This is a genomic window from Melioribacter sulfuriphilus, from assembly GCF_052656625.1.
Window position 1 is genome coordinate 17522 of the sequence record NZ_JBQXXK010000011.1, and the last position, 21444, is coordinate 38965.

The 21444-nt window shown below is 37.8% G+C and carries 25 protein-coding genes; 9 read left to right on the forward strand and 16 right to left on the reverse strand.

Annotated elements, in window-relative coordinates; all coding sequences use genetic code 11:
- Positions 1–74 precede the first annotated feature (74 nt).
- The 12 genes from purB to ACUN8G_RS13620 form a co-directional block, all read right to left on the reverse strand.
- Positions 75–1376 carry an adenylosuccinate lyase gene (gene purB, locus ACUN8G_RS13565; protein WP_437347340.1) on the reverse strand — a complete coding sequence of 434 codons (1302 nt, stop codon included), beginning with the start codon at positions 1374–1376 and terminating at the stop codon, positions 75–77.
- On the reverse strand, positions 1376–2551 hold the full coding sequence (locus ACUN8G_RS13570; RefSeq protein WP_437347339.1) for a S1C family serine protease: 1176 nt from the start codon (positions 2549–2551) through the stop codon (positions 1376–1378). The genes purB and ACUN8G_RS13570 overlap by 1 nt, the downstream gene beginning before the upstream one ends.
- Position 2552: 1 nt before the next feature.
- Entirely contained in the window at positions 2553–3182 is a 630-nt protein-coding gene (locus tag ACUN8G_RS13575) for a glycerol-3-phosphate acyltransferase (RefSeq protein ID WP_437347338.1), read from the reverse strand.
- A 119-nt stretch (positions 3183–3301) separates the two neighbouring features.
- Positions 3302–4255, reverse strand: coding sequence for a UDP-glucuronic acid decarboxylase family protein (locus ACUN8G_RS13580; protein ID WP_437347337.1), 954 nt, complete (start codon positions 4253–4255; stop codon positions 3302–3304).
- Positions 4252–6483 carry a GumC family protein gene (locus ACUN8G_RS13585; RefSeq protein ID WP_437347336.1) on the reverse strand — a complete coding sequence of 744 codons (2232 nt, stop codon included), beginning with the start codon at positions 6481–6483 and terminating at the stop codon, positions 4252–4254. Before ACUN8G_RS13585 ends, ACUN8G_RS13580 begins: the two co-directional genes overlap by 4 nt.
- A gap of 10 nt (positions 6484–6493) precedes the next feature.
- Entirely contained in the window at positions 6494–7012 is a 519-nt protein-coding gene (locus ACUN8G_RS13590) for an SLBB domain-containing protein (RefSeq protein ID WP_437347335.1), read from the reverse strand.
- 18 nt (positions 7013–7030) lie between these two features.
- On the reverse strand, positions 7031–7894 hold the full coding sequence (locus ACUN8G_RS13595) for a cell division protein FtsX (protein WP_437347334.1): 864 nt from the start codon (positions 7892–7894) through the stop codon (positions 7031–7033).
- 11 nt (positions 7895–7905) lie between these two features.
- The gene (locus ACUN8G_RS13600) at positions 7906–8364 is read right to left on the reverse strand and encodes a nuclear transport factor 2 family protein (RefSeq protein ID WP_437347333.1); all 459 of its coding nucleotides are present in this window, start codon (positions 8362–8364) and stop codon (positions 7906–7908) included.
- A 28-nt stretch (positions 8365–8392) separates the two neighbouring features.
- Positions 8393–8968 (reverse strand): hypothetical protein, encoded by a 576-nt coding sequence (locus ACUN8G_RS13605; protein WP_437347332.1) that lies wholly within the window; start codon positions 8966–8968, stop codon positions 8393–8395.
- Positions 8965–9696 carry a class I SAM-dependent methyltransferase gene (locus ACUN8G_RS13610; RefSeq protein ID WP_437347331.1) on the reverse strand — a complete coding sequence of 244 codons (732 nt, stop codon included), beginning with the start codon at positions 9694–9696 and terminating at the stop codon, positions 8965–8967. Before ACUN8G_RS13610 ends, ACUN8G_RS13605 begins: the two co-directional genes overlap by 4 nt.
- Complete coding sequence (gene recR, locus ACUN8G_RS13615) at positions 9696–10292, reverse strand: recombination mediator RecR (protein ID WP_437347330.1); 597 nt, start codon at positions 10290–10292, stop codon at positions 9696–9698. The genes ACUN8G_RS13610 and recR overlap by 1 nt, the downstream gene beginning before the upstream one ends.
- 1 nt (position 10293) lies before the next feature.
- On the reverse strand, positions 10294–10620 hold the full coding sequence (locus ACUN8G_RS13620; protein WP_437347357.1) for a YbaB/EbfC family nucleoid-associated protein: 327 nt from the start codon (positions 10618–10620) through the stop codon (positions 10294–10296).
- A gap of 113 nt (positions 10621–10733) precedes the next feature.
- On the opposite strand from ACUN8G_RS13620, the gene ACUN8G_RS13625 reads away from it, so the two are divergent.
- The 9 genes from ACUN8G_RS13625 (at position 10734) to ACUN8G_RS13665 (ending at position 17189) form a co-directional block, all read left to right on the forward strand.
- Positions 10734–11387 (forward strand): phosphatidylserine decarboxylase family protein, encoded by a 654-nt coding sequence (locus ACUN8G_RS13625; protein ID WP_437347329.1) that lies wholly within the window; start codon positions 10734–10736, stop codon positions 11385–11387.
- Positions 11380–12117: a CDP-diacylglycerol--serine O-phosphatidyltransferase gene (pssA, locus tag ACUN8G_RS13630; protein WP_437347328.1), complete on the forward strand. Its 738-nt coding sequence runs from the start codon at positions 11380–11382 to the stop codon at positions 12115–12117. Before ACUN8G_RS13625 ends, pssA begins: the two co-directional genes overlap by 8 nt.
- A 1-nt stretch (position 12118) precedes the next feature.
- Positions 12119–12379 carry a phosphoribosylformylglycinamidine synthase subunit PurS gene (gene purS / locus ACUN8G_RS13635; RefSeq protein ID WP_437347327.1) on the forward strand — a complete coding sequence of 87 codons (261 nt, stop codon included), beginning with the start codon at positions 12119–12121 and terminating at the stop codon, positions 12377–12379.
- A 1-nt stretch (position 12380) separates the two neighbouring features.
- Complete coding sequence (gene purQ, locus ACUN8G_RS13640) at positions 12381–13076, forward strand: phosphoribosylformylglycinamidine synthase subunit PurQ (RefSeq protein WP_437347326.1); 696 nt, start codon at positions 12381–12383, stop codon at positions 13074–13076.
- A 12-nt stretch (positions 13077–13088) separates the two neighbouring features.
- Positions 13089–13307 (forward strand): Sec-independent protein translocase subunit TatA/TatB, encoded by a 219-nt coding sequence (locus tag ACUN8G_RS13645; RefSeq protein WP_437347325.1) that lies wholly within the window; start codon positions 13089–13091, stop codon positions 13305–13307.
- A gap of 14 nt (positions 13308–13321) precedes the next feature.
- A complete protein-coding gene (gatA, locus tag ACUN8G_RS13650) occupies positions 13322–14752 on the forward strand; it encodes an Asp-tRNA(Asn)/Glu-tRNA(Gln) amidotransferase subunit GatA (RefSeq protein WP_437347324.1) in 1431 nt (476 codons plus the stop codon).
- 80 nt (positions 14753–14832) lie between these two features.
- Complete coding sequence (sucD, locus tag ACUN8G_RS13655; RefSeq protein ID WP_437347323.1) at positions 14833–15726, forward strand: succinate--CoA ligase subunit alpha; 894 nt, start codon at positions 14833–14835, stop codon at positions 15724–15726.
- 16 nt (positions 15727–15742) lie between these two features.
- Positions 15743–16177 carry a nucleoside-diphosphate kinase gene (gene ndk / locus ACUN8G_RS13660; protein WP_437347322.1) on the forward strand — a complete coding sequence of 145 codons (435 nt, stop codon included), beginning with the start codon at positions 15743–15745 and terminating at the stop codon, positions 16175–16177.
- Between the two features lies 1 nt (position 16178).
- Entirely contained in the window at positions 16179–17189 is a 1011-nt protein-coding gene (locus tag ACUN8G_RS13665; protein WP_437347321.1) for a DUF6263 family protein, read from the forward strand.
- A 93-nt stretch (positions 17190–17282) separates the two neighbouring features.
- Here the strand turns inward: ACUN8G_RS13665 and ACUN8G_RS13670 are convergent, their stop codons facing one another.
- From ACUN8G_RS13670 to tgt, 4 genes are all read right to left on the reverse strand, one after another.
- Positions 17283–18590, reverse strand: coding sequence for an NfeD family protein (locus ACUN8G_RS13670; RefSeq protein WP_437347320.1), 1308 nt, complete (start codon positions 18588–18590; stop codon positions 17283–17285).
- A 63-nt stretch (positions 18591–18653) separates the two neighbouring features.
- Positions 18654–19544 carry an agmatinase gene (gene speB, locus ACUN8G_RS13675; RefSeq protein WP_437347319.1) on the reverse strand — a complete coding sequence of 297 codons (891 nt, stop codon included), beginning with the start codon at positions 19542–19544 and terminating at the stop codon, positions 18654–18656.
- A gap of 56 nt (positions 19545–19600) precedes the next feature.
- Positions 19601–19918: a preprotein translocase subunit YajC gene (gene yajC / locus ACUN8G_RS13680; protein ID WP_437347318.1), complete on the reverse strand. Its 318-nt coding sequence runs from the start codon at positions 19916–19918 to the stop codon at positions 19601–19603.
- Positions 19919–21067, reverse strand: coding sequence for a tRNA guanosine(34) transglycosylase Tgt (gene tgt, locus ACUN8G_RS13685; protein WP_437347317.1), 1149 nt, complete (start codon positions 21065–21067; stop codon positions 19919–19921).
- Between the last annotated feature and the right edge of the window lie 377 nt (positions 21068–21444).

The following is a 21444-nucleotide window of genomic DNA, read 5'->3' on the forward strand; positions in this document are numbered from 1 at the left end:
TGAATCATTTTGTCAAGTATTTTTCTTTGATTTTTGCATAAAATAAGCGTTTTTAGATAGGATTAAATATCTTTTTAATCTTTCTCCACGCTCCTTGCAAAAATATAATCGAGATTTGTCAGCATTTTTTCGGGATTAAAAACTTCCTCGATTTCTGCTTTCGATAGATATTTCAATGCGTCAGGGGATTTAAGAAGTTCGTCTTTCAGATTTGTCGATTTATCCTGCCAGACTTTCATGGAGCAGTCCTGTACGATTTTATAAGCTTCTTCTCGCGTAATTCCCTTTTCAACCAGCTTAAGCAAAATTTTCTGTGAGAAAATAAGTCCACGAGTTTTATTAAGATTTTCGAGCATATTTTCGGGATAGATGACCAAATTGTCGATCAATTTTATTGTAAGATTGAGCATATAATCGAGCGCAATACAACTATCGGGCAGAATAACGCGCTCGGCCGAAGAATGGGAAATATCGCGTTCATGCCAGAGAGGTACGTTTTCAAGAGCCGCAATTGAATTAGCTCTCAATATACGAGCCAGTCCACTTAGACGTTCACTAACAATCGGATTTCTCTTATGTGGCATTGCAGAAGAACCTTTTTGCCCTTTCGAAAAATATTCTTCGGCTTCGAGGACTTCAGTGCGTTGCAAATGCCTGATTTCAATGGCTATTTTATCGAGTGTGGTACCGATAATTGCAAGAGTGGTAAGAAACTCGGCGTGTCGGTCGCGTTGAACTACCTGAGTGGCAACCGGCTCGGCTTTCAAACCGAGATTTTTACACACATATTCTTCAACTTGCGGTGATAGATGATCGAAAGTTCCAACTGCTCCTGAAATTTTTCCAACGCTAACATTTTGAATTGCCCTTTCGAGTCGATCAATATTTCTCTTTGTTTCTTCGTACCAGAGAGCGAACTTTAATCCCATCGAATATGGTTCGGCATGAATTCCGTGACTGCGTCCCACACAAATAGTTCTTTTATGTTCGAGTGCTCTTTTTTTCAGCACTTTTTTTAATTCGTATAGACCCTTTAATAACAATTCGCCTGCAGTTTTAATTTGATAAGCAAGTGCAGTGTCGAGCACATCCGACGAGGTCATGCCGTAATGAATATGGCGCGACGCCGGTCCAACAAATTCAGCCACACAGGTCAGAAAAGCAATAACGTCGTGTTTGGTAGTTTCTTCAATTTCAAGAATTCGTTTTAAATCGAAATTAGCTTTTTCTTTTATCTCTTTAAAATCCTCGTCTGGAATTTCACCCATTTTATGACGAGCTTCGCAGGCTAAAATTTCCACTTTTAACCACGTTTCGAATTTGAATTGATCGCTCCAGATATGCCCCATTTCGGGACGGGTATAACGGGAAATCATTACTTCCTCTCCAGTTTCATTTTCTTGATAAGAATTTTATTATCCCTCATAATTTTAACGTCAATTACATCGCCGGGTCTGAATTCCTGCAGAATGCCGATTAATGTGTTTTCGTTATTGACCTTAAAATTATTTATTCCGAGAATGATGTCATAGACCTTAAAACCAGCTTTATCTGCTGGCGAATTTTTTATCACATTTGTGATTATTACTCCATGAGAACTTTTTAGATCGTAAGCTTTAGCAATGGAAGGATCGATAGTTTGAATACTCAGACCCGTCCAGAATTCGCGGTCGATTTTGCCGTTTTCTTTCAACTCTTTAATTACTTTTTTGATTTTATTCGAGGGAATTGCAAAACCAACGCCCACATTGCCGGATGAGCCTTGAGCAGTATAAATTAAAGTATTCATTCCGATTAATTGCCCGAATGCATTTACAAGAGGACCGCCACTGTTTCCTGAATTAATTGCTGCGTCGGTTTGAAGCATATCGACATAATATCGATTGTTTGCTGCGCCCAGATTCATTCCCTTAGCACTTATTACTCCTACAGTAACTGTCGGTTGATCGTTGATGTCAAAAAGACCAAAGGGATTTCCCAGAGCAATTACCCATTCTCCAATCAATATGCTGTCGGAATTACCGAATTCGATGTAAGGCAGATTTGTAGCGTCGATTTTAAGCAGGCAAATGTCCGAGACTGGATCGGTGCCGACTATTTCGGCTTCATACTGTGAACCGTCTGTTAATGTAACAATAGCTTCAACCGCATTACCCGCTACGTGATCGTTCGTTAAAATATATCCATCCGGCGATATAATTGTACCAGAACCTAAACTCCTGACCTGCTGATTATAAAAGCGGTCGCCAAAAAATTGTCGGAAAAACGGATCGATTGAAAAGATGTCTCTGTATTGTCTGATTTCGGTGACGTTAATGCCCACAACCGCTGAGCTCACTCTTTTTACTGTTTCAGTAATAATTGTATTTCGTGAGTTTGATATGCTATCATTCACCTGAATTGAGTTGGCGAACTTAGAATTTAGATTCGAAGATTCTAAAATTTTATCTAAATCATTTGAGCCGGGTTTTGCAACTACAAAGGCATAAAATAAAATCAGAATTGACGTGGTTATAGCAGAAGAAAGGAGTGCTAATTTAAGATTTTTCATTTTATTCACCTTTTTTACTTTTTGCAAGACTGGAAAAATATTCTTTAATAGGGAGAATATGTTTGGACAAAATAATCAGTAGCATTAAAGAAACCAGTATGCTGAAAATTAAAGTATCGGATGCCGAAGGCGAAGTATATTTATTAAGAATATCACCTGATGTAAATGAAAGCAAACCTGTCAACAAAGTTGCAGTAAAATTAGCAAAATGCACGTGGCGTCTGAACAAAAAAGCCACCAACCAGAGAATCACCCAGATACTCAGTACCGGTATCGAAATTAGCAAAGCGCCGCCTGCAGCGGTTGCCAATCCCCTTCCTCCTTTGAAATTTATCCAGAATGAATAGCAATGACTCAATACCGCACCAATGAGTGCAATCATCATAAATTCAAATTTATGCCCGAATAAATATTCAGCAATCCAGACGCTCAGGAATCCTTTCAGTGCATCGATAACAAAAACGATTAATCCAACCATTTTTGAATTAGTAACTTCATAAGAATTCATTGCACCCACATTGCCCGAGCCTGCTTTAGTAATGTCAATCTTCTTTGATTTTTTAAGAAGCAAATATGCCGTGGGAATAGAACCAAAGAGTATGCCTATTAATAAACTTAAAAGATAATTCATATAAAAACCGTTTTTATCATATTGCAAATCTACTAAAATTGAGCCTGCACAGAAAACCCGTCCTTCAACAAATTAAAATATTAATATGTTTCAACAGAGATGGTCTACTGAAGCGAGGACTATTGATTCTGCTTTAAAGCCTTTTTAAAATATTCGAGAGTTCGCTTTAACCCTTCCTGCCTGGAGATTTTGGGTTCCCAGCCGAGAATTTCTCTGGCTCGTGAGATATCGGGTCTTCTTACTTTTGGATCATCCTGCGGTAATTCTTTATAAATAATTTTGCTTTTTGAATTACACAATTCAATAACTTCTTCGGCAAACTGTTTCAAAGATACTTCGTCGGGATTGCCAATATTAACAGGATAAACTTCATTGGACATTAACAATTTGAAAACGCCATCTACAAGGTCGTCTACGTAGCAGAAACTACGGGTTTGCGAACCATCGCCAAATACTGTTAAATCTTCTCCTTTGAGGGCTTGCATAAAAAATGTGGGAAGTGCTCTGCCGTCGTCGATTCGCATGCGAGGACCGTATGTATTGAAGATTCTTACTATTCTTGTGCTTAGCCCATGATATCTGTGATAAGCCATCGTCATTGCTTCGGCAAATCGTTTAGCTTCGTCGTATACTCCGCGTGGCCCAACGGGATTAACATTACCCCAGTAATCTTCACTTTGTGGGTGTACGAGTGGATCGCCGTAAACTTCAGAAGTGGACGCCAATAGAAATAAAGCTTTTTTCTCTTTTGCAAGTCCAAGTGCTTTATGAGTTCCAAGCGAACCTACTTTAAGCGTTTGTATCGGAAGTTTGAGATAATCGATTGGACTGGCGGGTGAAGCAAAATGAAGCACATAATCGACGTCGTGTGGTACGTGGATATAGTTTGTAACGTCGAGCTTTATGAACTGGAAATTCTCATTGCCAAAGAGATGCTCAATATTTTCTATTCTGCCTGTTAGAAGATTATCCAGACAAATTACTTTAATTCCTTCTGAAATTAAACGGTCGCACAGGTGTGAGCCGAGGAACCCTGCGCCGCCTGTAATTACTGCAGTTTTCTTGAATGTCAATCTATTTTTACCTTACTCTTGTTTGAACCATTTGTTGGATTTGAATAATAGTAATAATATTTATAGTAAGAACCATATCCACTGCGATAGCTGAAGTTATTCAGGACAGTACCGATGAAAGTTGAATTATCGCGACGCAGCATTTCAACTGATTTTTCGAGTAAATCTATTTCTGTAAAGTTTGCTGATACAACCAGTATAGTAGCATCGACAATTTGAGAAAGTATTTCCGAGTCGGTAACTGCAATCAACGGCGGGGAATCGAAAACAACATAGTCATATTCTTCTTTAAGTTTCTTTATGAAATTAAGCATCTGGTCGGAGCCAAGGATTTCGGAAGGATTAGGAGGTATTGTTCCAGCACTGACATAACTCAGGTTGTTGACGTTTGTAGTCCTGATTATTTCTTCATAGGTCACCTGTCCGAAGAAGTAATCTGTAAAACCGGCAAATCTTTTATGACCAAAAATATTATGTAGTCTCGGTTTTCTGAGATCGGCATCGACGATAATTGTTTTAAAATTTGCATAAGCCAGACTTCCGGCTAAATTGACGGCCGTTGTTGTTTTTCCTTCCTGAGATCGGGGCGAAGTAATTAAGATCGTCCTGAGAGAATTCCTGTCGATCTTGGAAAATTTTATTCGAGTTCTCAGGGCTCTATAGGCTTCACTGGCGCTTGCATCGGGCTTCTTGGAAACAATAAATTCAAGTTCAGGATTGGTTTCAATTCCGTCAATGTGCGGTATCCAGGCAAGTATATTAATATTCCTGTTTTGAATATCTTCAGGAGTTTTGATTGTATTGTCAAAATTGTGCCGCAGAAATGCAAATCCCAGACCGAGTCCAACTCCAATTACCAATCCCACAAGAACTATCAGAATCCTGTTTGGTTTTGAAGGCACTGTGGGAATTATTGCCGGATCGACAATTAAAACATTACCGGGAACAGATTGCTCGTTTATAATTGCTTCCTGATATTTCTCTTCTACCTGAAGGTATAATTTTTCGTAGGCTTGTTTTTCTCTTGTAAGACGTGCAAGATCAATTGAACTTGTGGGAAGTCGATTCAACCTTTTATCGTATTCGGCTACAATATCGCTTAGTTTGTCGTATGAAGCTTTTAGAGACCGATACTTTACCTCTTCTTCGAGTACTTTTCTGGTTAGTTCTTTAATTTCTTCTGGACTAGAAGCAAGTATACCTGCACGATAAATTGTTAACTGATTATTAAGTTTTTCTTTTAAGTCGTTAATCTTGGCGTCGAATTCACGAATAATTTCAGAACGACGGGGTGAATCTTTATATGACGATAATGCTCTGTCCTTTTGAGTTTGAAGATCGGCTATCTGTAATTGAAGATTTTTAATGTATGGTTCTGTAGCAAAGCTTTCGATGTAATCGTTTATATTCGGATCCTGCTTGGCAAGTTCTGCTTTATATTGTTTGAGAGTATTTTCTGTTATAGTAAGGTCGATTTTAGTGGCATTCATTTTCGATTCGAAATCGGTCGTCTGTTCAATAAGCGCTTTTGCCTGTTCGGGCAGTTCCACAATTCCTTTCTCTTCCTGGTACAATCTCAGCGCTTCTTCTACCGCCGACAATTCCGCCAGCTTTTCCTCACGTTGCCGCGCCAGGAATTCTTTGATCGAAGTCAATTGCTGCCTGTTATATTTTAAATTAGTTTCTCTGTAAATATCCGCATAACAATTAGCAATTAATGACGCTTCATAAGGCGACCTGGATTCGACAGAAATTTCAATTATATCGAGTCCCCTCTTTTGCGATATATCGACATTCGATTCAAGAAGATCAATGATTTCTTCAACAGTAAGAAGGGAGGGTTTACTACTCCTATCCTCTTTACTAACTATAAGGGCAAATTTATTCTTGTCGCGGGATAATTTAAAAGAATCGATAAGAGATTGTGCCACCTGGTTGCGTAAGGAATAACTTTTGAGTATCTCAATTTCGTTTGCGATGAAACGGTCACTTCCAAAATCTTGAAATTCTGGAATTAAAGGAGCATCAAGAATATTGCCCTGAGGTTTTGTAATTTTTAATGCAGTAGTTGATTTATAAACGTTGGGCGCATTTAGAGCATAAACAATGGCTACGATGAGCGCAGTCAAACTTATGACTGTTATACTCCATATATTCAATCGAATCAGGTTAATATAATCTCGAAGCGAATTATTCTCCTGATAAAAATTATTATCGTTGTTATTCACGTTACCCTCACTAATTACCTGTTATATTTAATATAAGAATTGTCAAGGATATTAAAGCACTGAGAACGGAGACAATTATACTCACAGTTTCACGTGTATAAAGTCGTGGAGCGCCTGGAACAACCAGAACATCCCCCGCCTCAAGATGTGGTAGTTGAACCGACCTGGAATCGAGCTCCGATTCGTACATAATATCATTGTAGTTTACTTTAATCAGGCTTTGAGTTGAATCCGGATTAATACGGTATATTCTCAGATCGTCCAGATGAGCCGCATCGGTAGGTCCTCCAGCATACGATAAAAGATCCAAAACTGTCGTATAAACAGGCACAATATACTTCCCCGGATATTTTACGAATCCCCAGACCGCTACTTTAATATTGACAGATTCAGGATCTGATAGGTCAAAATAACCGGTCTGTTGATTATATCTTTGTAACATCGACGAACCTAATTCATAATCTTTAATTTGACTATAGGTATTCGATACAATGAATAACACTGTAATGAAAACAAAAATACTTTTCATGACCCTCACTTTCTTTTTTTAATCTGTTTGAAGGGACAACCGTTTAGATGAAATAAAGCTGCCCAATAATCCAAGAGAAATTCCGAGTATTAATATAAGTAAATAAATTACATTAAAAAACTTGACAAAATTAATATTATTTAAAATTTCATTCAACAGAAGCCCTAACAAATAGAGAATAAAAAGTGCCGATAAAGAAGAAAGAATTCCAACAAGAATGCCATAGAGGATAATCGGTATTTTCAATGTAACCAATTTTGCTCCAACGAGTTTCATCGTTTTATACAATTGATAATTAGCTTCAATCTGAAGCCGGCTATTGGTATAAACCAGATACACAGATAGGATAACAAGAGCCGCCGAAAAAAGATATATCAGAATCTGAAGCGAATCAAGATAATTGAATAGTTTCAGTACAAAATCATAATCGTAAATTACATCTGTCACACCGCTTATTTTTTTTATCCTTTCAATCTCCTTTTCAAAATTCAGTGGATTAATCCTGTCCGGATTAAATTTAACTACAAATGATCGTGGTAGTGGATTATCGCTCAGGATCTCTCTAAAATCTTCGCCCGTCTCCTTAATAAATTCCTCGGCAGCCTCGTCTTTGTCGATAAAACGTACCGAAGAAATTGAAGAGATATCATTCAAGAGCGATTTGATGTCATTTATCTGGCTTTCGTTTAGATAATCGTCGACAAAAACCGATACCTCAATGTTCCTCTTAATTTTATCTGCTAACTTCGATGAAAAATAGATCATACCCGCTGAAAAGCTGCACATGAGCACGGCTATTGTAGTGATTGAAACAATGACGATAGTTGCAAACGGAGAACGTTTGAAAATTTTAAAGGCTTCCTTAAAATAAAAAGAAATCATAATGAAAAATCCTAATAATTCGACTCATCTATCCAGCGATAGATTTGCCATTTGTTATTATTCTTAATGAGCTCAAGATTGACCTTACCATCAATATATTCGATATCAACTGGTGAAAATGCTACAGTCAAATTAAAACTTCTTACGATATGTGTTGAATCGCCGCTAATAATAATTATATTATTCCAGACAAGATCGAGCCTTTGAGTGTTCTGAAAAAGACCGTAAGTTGTTTTCATTTCCTCGTCTCTGCCCCAGCTGATGTCGTAACCTTTATCGTAATCGCGATAGGTAAAAATAAAATCGGGATGAAGCAATTGACTGTAGATCAAAGTATCTTTGAAAGTATATGCGTATTGAAAATTTTTAAATACTCCTTCAATATCGCTCTGGTTACTGATCAGGCGGTCGCCAGTACCGATCGACTCGTCTAATTTGGGTGCAAAAGGATTAACGCATGAGCTAAGCATAAGCAACAATATGTAAGCTATCGACTTATTAATTTGTTATTCTCCCTTTTAATTCGCTCCAACATTGAGAAGATTCACTTTTATAGTCCCGCCATTCAACAATAACCCACTGCTCGCGAGAATCTTTATAAACGCTCAGCTGAGAAGTTCCTTTATATTCTCCTGCGAGGGCTTTATTTGTTGTGTTAATTAGAAGCGTATAATCGAAGACGTAAATTGCGCTGTCGCTGAAACGGTTTTCGTTCAAGTTATTGAGTGATAAACTAATATTTTTCCCTTCGGATAAGTTAGCTTTCAAATTTTCCATAAAAAGGCGTTCGGAATTGAGATCCCAATTTAATAATGCCGGATTCGCTGCAACGGCCTGGCCAGCTGGAACAAATTTGTATTCTTTATCGAGAAAATTTTTGTCGACAAAACATGCCAGATAATTTTCGGTAATCTTTTCTTCAATTGATGATTCGAAATTTTGCAATAAAATTTCGGGTGAGGTAGCAGTTAAAAAACTTGAGCTCGGTTTTATCGGTTCTTCCGCTTCACGTGTAGTAATCAGATCGCATGACGTCAGTAGAATTAATATCGATATATATACGATGTATTTCATTTTTTGAAAAACATTATTAACCGAGGCGAATTGTCGGAGTAAGAACTTCCGTTATAATCGCCATATAAATTAACCAATTTGTACCCAAATTGCTCGAATTTCTTGATCAGTGTGTGTGAGCTGTAAAGTTTAACAGATTCGTAGAACGTTTTGATCTTATTTCCGTTATTAATTTCAATTTTTTTAATAACCCTTTTATTTCTGATCGACCGTTTTTCGGTAATTACCAGGCCGTTTATTTTCCTGATCGTTTCGGCTTCGAGATTTTTTTCAAGATATGTTTTATTTAAATAATCGAAAACGTACCATCCGTCGTTATTAAGAAATTTGTAGGACCTCTCGATAAAAGAAAAATTTTCCTCGTCGCTCTCAAAATATCCAAAACTCGTAAACAAATTCAAGATAAGATCGAATCGGACTTTGAAACAAACATATCTTATGTCTGTGCAAACCAATTTAAGATTCAAGCCCGATTTTACTGCTTGACTTCGGGCTTTGTCGAGGAATAATTTGCTCAGGTCAAATCCGATGACGTTGTATCCTTTCGATGCAAAAAAAAGAGCATGCCTTCCGAAACCGCACGCAGCGTCGAGGATAAGGGCATCTTCTTTCAGTTGTGTCTCTCTTAAAATTAAATTGCAGAGCAGACGCGCGTCATTTAAATCGCGATGATTATAAACGTTAAAGTATTCTTCAGACGAAAACCAATCTTTAAACCAGTTTTTCATTACAATTGAATTCTTCCGCTGAAAGCGCGTCCTATCGTTGCAGGGTCGGCAAACTCCAGATCGCCCCCTATCGGTAAGCCTCTTGCAATTCGACTGACTTTGATGGGATATTCTTTCAAAATTTTGGTTAAATAGAGCGATGTAGCATCTCCTTCGGCGTCGGGATTCAAAGCCAGAATTATTTCGTTTATTCCACCGGCTTCAATCCTTTTAATCAATTCTTCGATGTGGAGTTTGTCGGGTGTTATATCCGATAATGGATTTAACACTCCTCCCAGTACGTGATATACTCCGTTGTATTCGTTTGTCTTTTCAATAGCAATAACGTCACTTATATCTTCGACAACACACACAACAGAATGGTCACGTTTTGTACTTTTACAAATGTCACATTTTTCTTCAACAGAAAGATTGAAGCAAATTTCACAAAATCGGAGTTCTCTTTTTAGAGCGCCTATGGCATCAACAAGCGAGTCAACTGTAGCTTTGTCGCTCTTCAAGAGATGAAGCGCCAATCGTTGAGCAGTCTTCTTTCCAATTGAAGGGAGTTTGCTCAACTCGTCAATTACTCTTTGTAAAGGTTCGGCAATAAGCAATTTAGAATCCCGGTATATTCATTCCTGGTGGAATCATCCCTTTTGTAACGGAAGCTAATTCTTCTTCTGCCATTTTAGAAGCTGATTCCAGTGCTTTGTTGACCGCAGCGATAATCAGGTCTTCAATCATTTCTTTATCGTTGCTTTTAATGATTTCCTCATCTATATCGATCGAAATTATTTCTCTTTTCCCGTTGGCGGTTACTTTTACCATTCCGCCTCCGCTTTCTTCGGTCACGGTTTTATTGCCTAACTCTTCCTGCACTTTAGCCATTTCCGCCTGCATCTTTTGAATTTGCTTTAGCATGTTTTGCATGTTGAAATTCATCATTCCTCCTGTTTATAATATTCTTACCACAAAATTATCAAAAAAAATTAACACAAGAAATTAAGCAGATAAAATATTAGATTAGTATGGTTTATAAAAATCATTCTGATTAAATGATAACTAAATACGGGTTAAATACGTTCATCTTAATGGCGATAATTTCGTTGCTACTAATTATTGCTGGATTATTTGTTAATAATGGATGGATTAAGTACGGATTGATAATATTCGGTCTCTTTTTTTTGATATTCAATTTAAATTTTTTCCGTGACCCTGAGAGGACTCCACCGACCAGGGACGATGTAGTTGTGTCGCCTGCCGATGGAAAAGTATTATTTGTTAAGGAAGTCTACGAAAAAAGATTTATTGAGAGCGAAGCTATTCAGATTTCGATATTTATGTCGCCTCTGGATGTACATGTAAATCGAATCCCGATTGACGGCAAAGTTGAATACCTGAATTATGTTGAAGGAGATTATCTCATGGCATTTTACGATAAATCGGATTCGAGAAATGAACGTACTGAAATTGGGATCCAATCGAAATATGGCAAAGTACTTTTTACACAAGTGGCAGGTTTTATAGCCCGAAGAATCATCTACGAAATCAAAAAGGGCGACACTGTAAAAATGGGCGACCGTTTTGGTATGATTAAATTCGGCAGTCGTTCAGATATAATCGTGCCGAAAAAATTGACCCCTGTTGTAAAGCCAGGAGATAAAGTTAAAGCCGGCGAATCAATTTTATTTGAGTACAAAAATGATTAATTCAAAATCTTTTGTTGCCAATTTTGTGACCTCGCTCAATTTATTTTGTGGTTTCCTGTCGATTGTTAATACTTCGCACGGGAATTTTAAATTAGCTGCAATCTTCATTATTATGGCTGCAATTTTCGACACACTCGATGGAATTATTGCCCGACTTTTGAATACCTCAAGTAGATTTGGAGTAGAACTCGATTCACTTTCGGATGTTGTCAGTTTTGGAGCAGCACCGTCGTTTTTGATTTATAAAGCTTACACATACCAATTCGGACTACCGGGAATAATTGCCGGTTCACTTATACTGATTTTCGGAGCATTCAGGCTGGCGCGTTTTAACATTACAATCGGAGATCTAAACACAAAAGGAGATTTTACTGGATTGCCAATACCTCTTTCGGCATTAACAATTTCTACCTTAGTATTTTCTTATTCTTCCGATTCAGGCATGAACAAACCGTTCAACATTTTCATTATACCTCTGATATTGCTATTGTCATTTTTGATGGTTAGTAAAGTTCGATACAATGCTTTACCAAAATTGAAGGATAAGAAATTAAAAGAAAAACTCATTTTATTTTTCACATTGATTATTTCTTTAATTCTTGCATTTGCAACAAACGGAAGAATTTTGTTCTTCATTTTTCTATCTATAGTTCTCTTTGGTATATTTAGGCATCTTTATTTTTTCTTTTTTTCAAAAAATCAGATTTTAGAAACGACGCAGGAGAAGTAAAGTGTTCAAAGCAACTGTAATTGTTAAAAGAAGACCTACAATATTGGACCCTCAGGGTAAAGCTGTAGAACAGGGCGCCAGGTTACTCGGATTTAATAACGTAAAAAACACTCGCATTGGAAAATATATCGAATTTTATATCGACACAGACGACAGGGAAGCTGCAGAAAAAGAATTGAAAGAATACAGTGAAAAGCTGCTGTCGAATCCCATAATGGAAGATTTTGAATATCATTTAGAACAAGTAAACCTGAAAAATTAAAATGAAGATAAAATTTGGTGTTGTAGTTTTTCCAGGCGCTAATTGCGACCACGATGCTTATTATGCTGCAAAAAAAATACTCGGTTACGATGCCGAATTCTTGTGGCATAAGGAACCCGACTTGAAAGGTTCGAACGTTATACTTTTGCCGGGTGGTTTTTCATACGGCGATTACCTAAGAACCGGCGCAATTGCTCGCTTTTCCCCCATTATGGAAGAAGTGATTAAATTTGCAAAAAGTGGAGGAATAGTAATCGGGATCTGTAATGGATTTCAGATACTGCTGGAATCTGGTCTACTACCTGGCATTATGCAAAAGAATATCAATCTTAAATTTATTTGTAAGGATGTTTATTTAAAAGTAGAAAATAAGAATACTCTCTTTACAAAATTAGTTGACAAAGATGTAATAAAAATACCAATAGCGCATGGCGAAGGTAATTATTATGCCGACGAAAAAACACTGAACGAACTCGAAAAGAATAATCAAGTAGTATTCCGTTATTCCGACCGTAAAGGCGCTGTTACACCGGCGGCAAATCCAAATGGCTCGCTCAATAACATTGCAGGAATAATAAATAAGGAAGGGAATGTGCTCGGCATGATGCCACACCCGGAAAGGGCATGCGATACTGCTTTGTCCAGAACCGATGGAGCTCTAATTTTCAAATCGATTGCTGAAAGTATTTATAAATAAGGAGGAGGAATTATGTTTGGCAATTTAGGTGCATCTGAAATTATATTGATTGTGTTAGCAATACTTATACTTTTCGGCGCAAAAAAAATTCCAGAAGTAGCTCAGGGAATAGGTAAAGGAATGAGAGAATTCAAAAAAGCAATGCGAGAAGTGGAAGAAGATATTAAATCGATCGATAAAATCGATACAAAGAAAGAAACCGAAAAAGGAAAATCTGAAACTTCAAATTAATTACGGTGCTTAAATTGGCTCAATATAGAAATCATTTTGAGAAAATAGAATTAATTAAATCAGGAAAGATTTCCTTAAGAAAAAACATTGAAGAATTTTTGCATAAGGTTGAAGACAAAAAAGAACTCAACGCTTTTAATTTTGTTTTTGATGATGCTTTATTGCAAGCCGAAAAGGTCGAAGAAAAAATTAAGAAAGGTAGTGCAGGCAAACTTGCCGGCATGGTAATATCGATCAAAGACGTGCTCTCTATCAAGGGTCGCCCGATGACGTGTTCGTCGAAGATATTAAAAAATTACGAAGCAGTTTATACAGCCACAGCAGTTCAAAAATTACTTGATGAAGATGCAATAATTATTGGTAAGACAAACTGCGACGAATTTGCTATGGGTTCATCGAACGAGAACTCGGCATTCGGCGTCGTTCGTAATCCACACGATACGATGCGTGTACCCGGGGGCTCGAGTGGAGGTTCAGCCGTTTCGGTAGCTGCGAATTTGTGCGACGCCTCGCTTGGAACCGATACGGGCGGTTCGATACGTCAACCAGCTGCATTCTGCGGCGTATACGGCCTTAAACCTACTTATGGGCGAGTGTCAAGATACGGACTTACTGCATTTGCCTCTTCGTTTGACACTATCGGTCCTTTTGCTAAATCGATCGAGGATATTGCTTTGATAATGAGTGTTATTTCAGGAAAAGATCCGAAAGACTCCACAAGTCATGATATTGAAGTTCCAGAATTTACATTAAATGACGACACTGTAGAAAAATATCGTGTCGGGATACCGAAAGAATATCTCAATCCTTCAAGCGAGGGCGGGCTCGATTCGGAAATTAAAGAAGCCATCGAAAAACAAATCGGTCTTTTGAAAGAAAACGGCTACGAGATTAAGGAAATTTCACTCCCCCACACCGAATATGCAATTGCAACCTACTATATATTGACCACTGCCGAAGCTTCGTCCAATCTATCGCGTTTTGATGGTGCGCATTACGGTTTTCGTTCGGAAAAAGCCAATAACTTGTTCGATATGTACACCGAATCGCGAACCGAAGGATTTGGCAAAGAAGTTAAACGTAGAATTATGCTGGGAACCTATGTTCTTTCAGCTGGTTATTACGATGCTTACTATAGAAAAGCTCAGAAAGTACGTCGCCTGCTTAAAGAAGATTTCGATAAAGCATTTCAACAAGTTGATATTATATTGACTCCCACAACGCCTACAGTCGCTTTTAAAATTGGTGAAAAATCAGCTGACCCTCTTCAAATGTATTTGAGCGACATTTTTACAACGCCGGCCAACCTTGCAGGTATACCCGGAATCAATATTCCAGTTGGTAAGAACTCAGAAGGACTTCCTATTGGTCTACAACTGATGGCCAATCATTTTGAAGAATTAAAACTGCTGCGATTTGCCAAAAAGCTGGAGATGATGCAGTAAATTAAATCAATAAAATTCGGGTATATTTGAATTTCCTTTCTTAATTTTGTAAGAAATATAAACAAAATACGGGTAAAATTATGAGTATCCTTCTCGACAAAAGAACACGCGTTTTAGTACAGGGAATAACCGGTGGTGAAGGTTCGTTTCATACGCGACAAATGCTCGAATACAGAACCAGAGTTGTTGCCGGTGTAACTCCGGGCAAAGGCGGTCAGAAATTCGAAGATACCGACATTCCTATATTCAATACTGTCAAAGAAGCAGTTATCGAAACCAAAGCCACAGCGTCGGCTATTTTTGTACCCCCGGCATTTGCAGCCGATGCAATTTTAGAAGCGGCTGACGCTGGCATTAAATTGATCGTCTGTATAACCGAAGGAATTCCGGCGAGGGATATGGTTCAAGTCTATAATTCTTTGAAAGGAAAAGATGTACGTTTGATCGGTCCTAACTGTCCAGGCATTATATCGCCAGGCAAAGCTAAAATTGGTATTATGCCAGGCTTTATTCATAAAAAAGGAAAAGTTGGTATAGTTTCGAGAAGTGGAACTTTAACATACGAAGCAGTTAAGCAACTATCCGACCTCGGCATTGGTCAATCTACCTGTGTTGGTATTGGAGGCGATCCAGTAATCGGTTCTCGTTTTATCGATATTATTAAACTGATGAACGAAGACGAAGGAACAGAAGGAATTGTTATGATCGGAGAAATTGGAGGCACTGCCGAAGAAGAAGCAGCAGAGTATATCAAAAAATATGTGAAGAAACCTGTTGTCGGTTTTATTGCCGGTCGTACTGCTCCTCCAGGAAGACGGATGGGACATGCAGGAGCAATTATTTCTGGCGGAAAAGGTACAGCAGCCGAAAAAATGGCAGCTCTCAAAAAAGCTGGTATTTTTGTCGTTGAAAGCCCTGCTGAAATTGGAATTACAATGAAAAAGGCTTTAGAAAAAAAATTAAAAAAGAAATAAATAACGGAGGAATAAATTGAGCAGAACATTAGCTATTCTTAAACCGGATTGTGTTCGCAAAGAATTAATCGGAAAAGTAATTAGTCACATTCAAGAAGCAGGATTTAAAATTGCGGCAATGAAAATGGTTAAACTTACTGCTGATGCCGCAAAAGGATTTTATGAGGTACACAAAGACAGACCATTTTTTCAGGAATTAATTGCGTATATGACTTCAGGTCCGTGTGTACCAATTGTACTTGAGAAAGAAAATGCCGTTGAAGACTTCCGTAAATTGATTGGAGCCACCGACCCGTCTAAAGCCGAAGAAGGTACAATCAGAAAAATGTATGCCGAAAACATTCAGGAAAATATAGTACACGGCTCTGATTCAGACGAAAATGCTGCAAAAGAAATTTCTCACTTCTTTTCAAGAAAAGAACTTTTAGAAATTAACGGATGGGAAGAATAAAATGAAAAATATTTTAACCGCTCTGTTTCTCTTTGCACTGATTGCAGGATGTTCGGGCGAAAAGGAAAATAAACAAGAAGAAACAGAACTTAAACAGATCGATCTAAAAGGTCAGAATGTGACTATCGACTATAAATTCTCCAAAGGGGATGAGGTAAAATATAAACTGACTACAATTACAACAGCTAAAGAAACCATTCAAGCCGATACTCTCATTGAATCGCGATCGAATGAAAATACGGTTTACCAATTCGATATTAAAGTTATCGAAGTCGAACCCGACAACACTAGCGAACTGGACATTACAATTTCGTCATTAAAGATCAATGCGGATATCAACGGCCAGAAATTTGTCTACGATGCCAGCGCCAAGAACAATAAGGAACAGAATCAAAAATTCATTCAGTACTATGCAATTCATAATGTGCCATATCGTGCACGGGTTAGCAAAAAAGGTGAAGTGCTTGAAGTTTCACGTCTCGATAAAATGGTCGATAAAATGAATTCTTTACAACCTGAGAATCAGAAACTTACGACAGAACAAAAAGTTCAGCTTTCTAAAAGTATTGGTGATGCAATAATTCGTCCTCTTACTCAATTAATTTTCCGGGAGCTTCCGACTAAAAAACTGGCAAAAGACTCTACCTGGGTTAAGACCTACCCTTCTCAACTGAGTGTTTTTAACATCAACAACAATGTAAGATATAAAGTGGATGGTTTTGTTGAATATGATGGTAATCGTGCCATAAGTGTTAGCGCTAATTTAAAAACTACCTGGACGGGAAACAAAAGCGGCGAGGAAAACGGCATTAAGTACAATTTCGAAGATCCGAAAATTAACGGCGAAGGTAAAATCCTTTTCGATATCGACAGAGGTCTTTTGATTAAGTCGGAGACTGGAACTACAGTTGAATTAAAAGCAAATCTCGAAATGATGAATTCAATGCAAAAGAAAATAAAGACCGTACGAAAAGATATTACGACAAATAAGAATATTATAGAGTTGTTATAAAAAAGGGGCTGTCTAAAAATTAACTTATAAAAAAAGCCACTAATTCACGTATTATGACGAATTATTAATTGAGATTTTTAGACAGCCTTTAATTCAATTCTTTCTTTCCACAATTACTTTCATGCCTTCAACTGCTTTGACGATTATGGGGCTGTCCCGCTGTATATAATCGCCTTCTGAAATAACGTCCACTCTTTTGCCGTCAATTAATGCAGTGCCTGATGGTCTTAAATCGGTATAGGCAATCCCCTCTCGCCCAACTAAGTCTTTCAAAGCTGGCAGAGTTCCGTAGCCGGATTTTTGTTCCACTTTTTTATCCAGTACCAATTTAGTGACAACGCTTGTTTTCGGCAGGAATTTCAACATCAGCGTCATTATAACAAGAGTAGTAAAGAGGGTCAAAGCAAGTTGTATTATCGCAAATGAAATAATATCCCAATCGATCAAAGGGAAATCCGAAACAAGTCCCAGAAAAAGACTAATGATCATAAGAGCAATGCCGCTTACTCCAAAGACGCCGAATCCAGGGACAATAAAAATTTCGATAAGAAGGAGAATTATACCTGCAATAAAAAGAATTATTTCAAGAGCCGAAGCAAGTTCGAGAATATAGCCACTACCGAAAAAGAGAGCTAAGCTAATCAATCCAATTGTCCCAGGCAGTCCCCAGCCAGGAGTTTTAATCTCTGTATAAAGTCCTATTAATCCAATCATAATCAATAACGAAGATACAAGAGGATGGTTGAGAAACCTAATTAAATCCTCGGCCCAGTTCGATTCAACAGTAATTAAACTCACATTTTTATATCCGAAAGCTTCTTTAATTTCCTCGATAGAAGAAAGGATTGTATCAGCCATACCGAATTCAAGAGCTTCTTCAGCAGTTAAAGTGATCAATTTTGTGCTGTCGTCCTGCAGGTCGGCAACTACGATGGTTTCGTCAACCATTCCCTGAGCTATGTCTGTTCGCCTTCCGTTTTTTTCTGCAGTTGCTCTCATTTCCGAACGCATGTAGGACTGATATTTTTCAGATTGTTTTTGGCCAGTTTGATCGACTACTGTAGAAGCACCCATCGAAGCTCCGGGAGTCATTACAATTTTTTCGCACGAGAGGGCTATTAATGCTCCTGCGGAAATTGCTCGCTTGTCGATAAATGCTATAGTTTTCACTTTGCTATTGATAATGGCATCTTTAATTTGAGTGGCTGCATCAACCCTTCCACCGAAAGTATTAATACGGAAGATGATTGCATCTGCCGTATTCTGCTCGGCTTCTTGAACTATTCTTTTTACATAAGGCGCCAGTCCAAGATCGATATCGCCTTCTATATTTCCATAGTAAACTTTTTGTGCAGATATACTTGAAAGAAAAGTAAGAACCAGCAGTAGTATTTTTTTCAATTTACCCTCTCGCTCAAATTTATGTTACTCTTAAATAACCAAATAGAACGATTAATTCAATATCTATCTGCCGGTAAAAGCATAATTAAGTATTTTATAAACAAGTTTGGCTGCCACAAAATTTGATGCAGGATGATATTTCGAGGGCGCCAGTTCAACCACATCGAATCCGACAATATTTTTTTCGGCTCCAACAATTTTCAGTAAATTCATCGTTTCGTCCCAGAAGAGTCCACCAGGTTCCGGTGTACCAGTAGCTGGCAGCAGCGAAGGGTCAAATCCGTCGACGTCAAATGTAATGTAGACGTTTTCGGTTAAGTTATTTACAACCAATTCCTGCCAGTTTTCACCGTACATTCCGGATTTAATTTCTCTGGCGTAGAAAGTTTTTATACCATATTTTTTTCTTAAATCCACTTCTTCTTTGCACTGAGCGCGGATTCCCACCTGAATGATGTTTTTGTTGAATTCGGCAATGCGAGCCATTACAGAGGCATGCGAAAATTTACTGCCATTATAACTATCGCGCAGATCTGAATGCGCATCGATTTGAAGAATCGAAAGATTCGGGAAACGTTCACTAAAAGCCATTACAGGTGCCGAAGAAATTGAATGTTCACCACCCAACAAAACAACAAATTTACCGTTGTCAATTTGACGCGCGGTTTCTTTGTAAATTTTCTTGAGAGAGTTTTCGATCGATAAATTCTTAAATTCTAACGGCTCGAGCGTACAGATACCCTTTTCGAAACAGAGTTCACGCTTCATTTCTTCGTCATAAAATTCAACGTAATGGGAAGCTTTCAGAATCTCTTCTGGTCCAGCAGCAGTACCTCTGCCGTAGCTGACGGTTCTTTCGAAAGGCACCGAAAGGATAACAATTTCAGACTCATCATAATTCGAATATTCTTTTTCGATTGCGAGAAAATTTTTCTTGATGCCTAAAACTTTCATCCATCCTCCGTAAAAGAAATAAGTAAAGCCCCGTTTATATTCGGGGCATTCGATAATTATTTGTCGTCTCGTAATATGGTAGCAATTGCCGCGCGTTCGAATTTCATTTTGACATTATTGCCAACATCGATCAGAACGGTTTTCTCATCCAGGCCGGCAACTGTACCGTAGAGTCCGCTGCTTAAAATCACTTTATCGCCCTTTTGGACAGAGGAGAGTAATTTTTCCCTCTCTTTGGCTCTTTTTTGCTGCGGTCGAATTATCATGAAATAGAAGATTGCAAAGATGGCACCGAACATAATTAAAGTACTGATCAGTCCGCCCGATCCACCTTGTCCATTTGGAGGGGGAGCCATTGCTAATAATAAATCCATTTAATACTCCTTATTTAATTGTACATTTGTAGAAATAATTTCAACAATTTCTTTTTTCCATTCAACAAAACTTCCGTAGAGGATTTTTTCTCTGGCTGTTTTAACCAGATTTAGATAAAATGTCAAATTATGAATAGAAGACAACTCCAAAGCTAATATTTCTTTTGCATTAAATAAATGCCTTAAATATGACTTGCTAAAATTTTTGCACGTATAGCAATTGCATTGAGGGTCAAGCGGTGAAAAGTCGTATTTGTAAGCTGCGTTTCTTATCGACACGATGCCTTGAGAAGTAAAAAGATATGAGTTTCTGGCGTTGCGAGTAGGCATAACGCAGTCGAACATGTCCACGCCTCGTTCAATTGCTTCTAAAATATTTTCAGGACGACCAACGCCCATCAAATATCTCGGTTTATCTTCAGGCAAAAAATCGGTTGTGAAGTCAACCAATTCGTACATCATTTCAGTAGGTTCGCCAACGGCCAGTCCTCCGATAGCGTAACCGTCGAAATCCAATTTTAATAAATCCTTAGCTGACAATTCTCTTAAATCTTTATAAACGCTTCCCTGTATTATACCGAACAAAGACTGTGAATGACCATATAACGGCTGTGTCGATTCGAAAGCTTCCTTATTTAATATCGCCCATTTGCTTGTTAATTCAGTTGACTTTTTCGCATAATCATAGTCGCAAGGATACGGAGTACATTCATCCAGCGGCATCATAATATCCGAACCGATACTTCTTTGTATTTCAATTACTTTTCGCGGCGTAAAGTGGTGAATCGAACCGTCGAGGTGCGATCTGAATTCCACGCCGTCGCCTTTTAATTTTCTCAATTCTGTCAGGCTATAAACCTGGAATCCGCCACTGTCAGTAAGAATCGGCAACTCCCACGACATAAATCGATGCAATCCACCCGCTTGCTCCAATACATCAGTACCTGGACGTAAATATAAATGATATGTATTGGACAATATGATCTTTGCCTGAATTTCTTCTTTTAGAATTTTAGGCGAGACTGCTTTAACTGTGCCTTGAGTACCAACAGGCATAAAAATAGGTGTTTCGATTTCACCGTGCTCCGTGATTATCCTCCCTGCACGTGCTTTTGAGCCTTTATCCTTTTTTTCTAATTTGAAATCCATTATCCTCAAATATTTTTAGAGTCGAAATATATAAATATTTCTACCTCTTTTAATGAAAAATCAAATATAAATTTTGTGCAGATTTCAATTAAAGCCAAACTTAAGTACCCTCAATGAATAACAATTGTTTTTTCATTCATGCATTAACGACTACCTTATTTAATTTTTGCAAAGCAGTCGAAGAATATTCTAAAAAAGTCACTATATATTAACCTGAAATGATTATTAAATAAATCAGCGCAAGTCATTATATTTATTTAAGTTATATTTTCTTTTTTGATAATATTAATATCATTAAACTCATTATAAACTTCGGTCCATTTACTCACCATGACTTTGCAAGTCGATATAACTATGATCCCCAGTTAGGTCTGAAG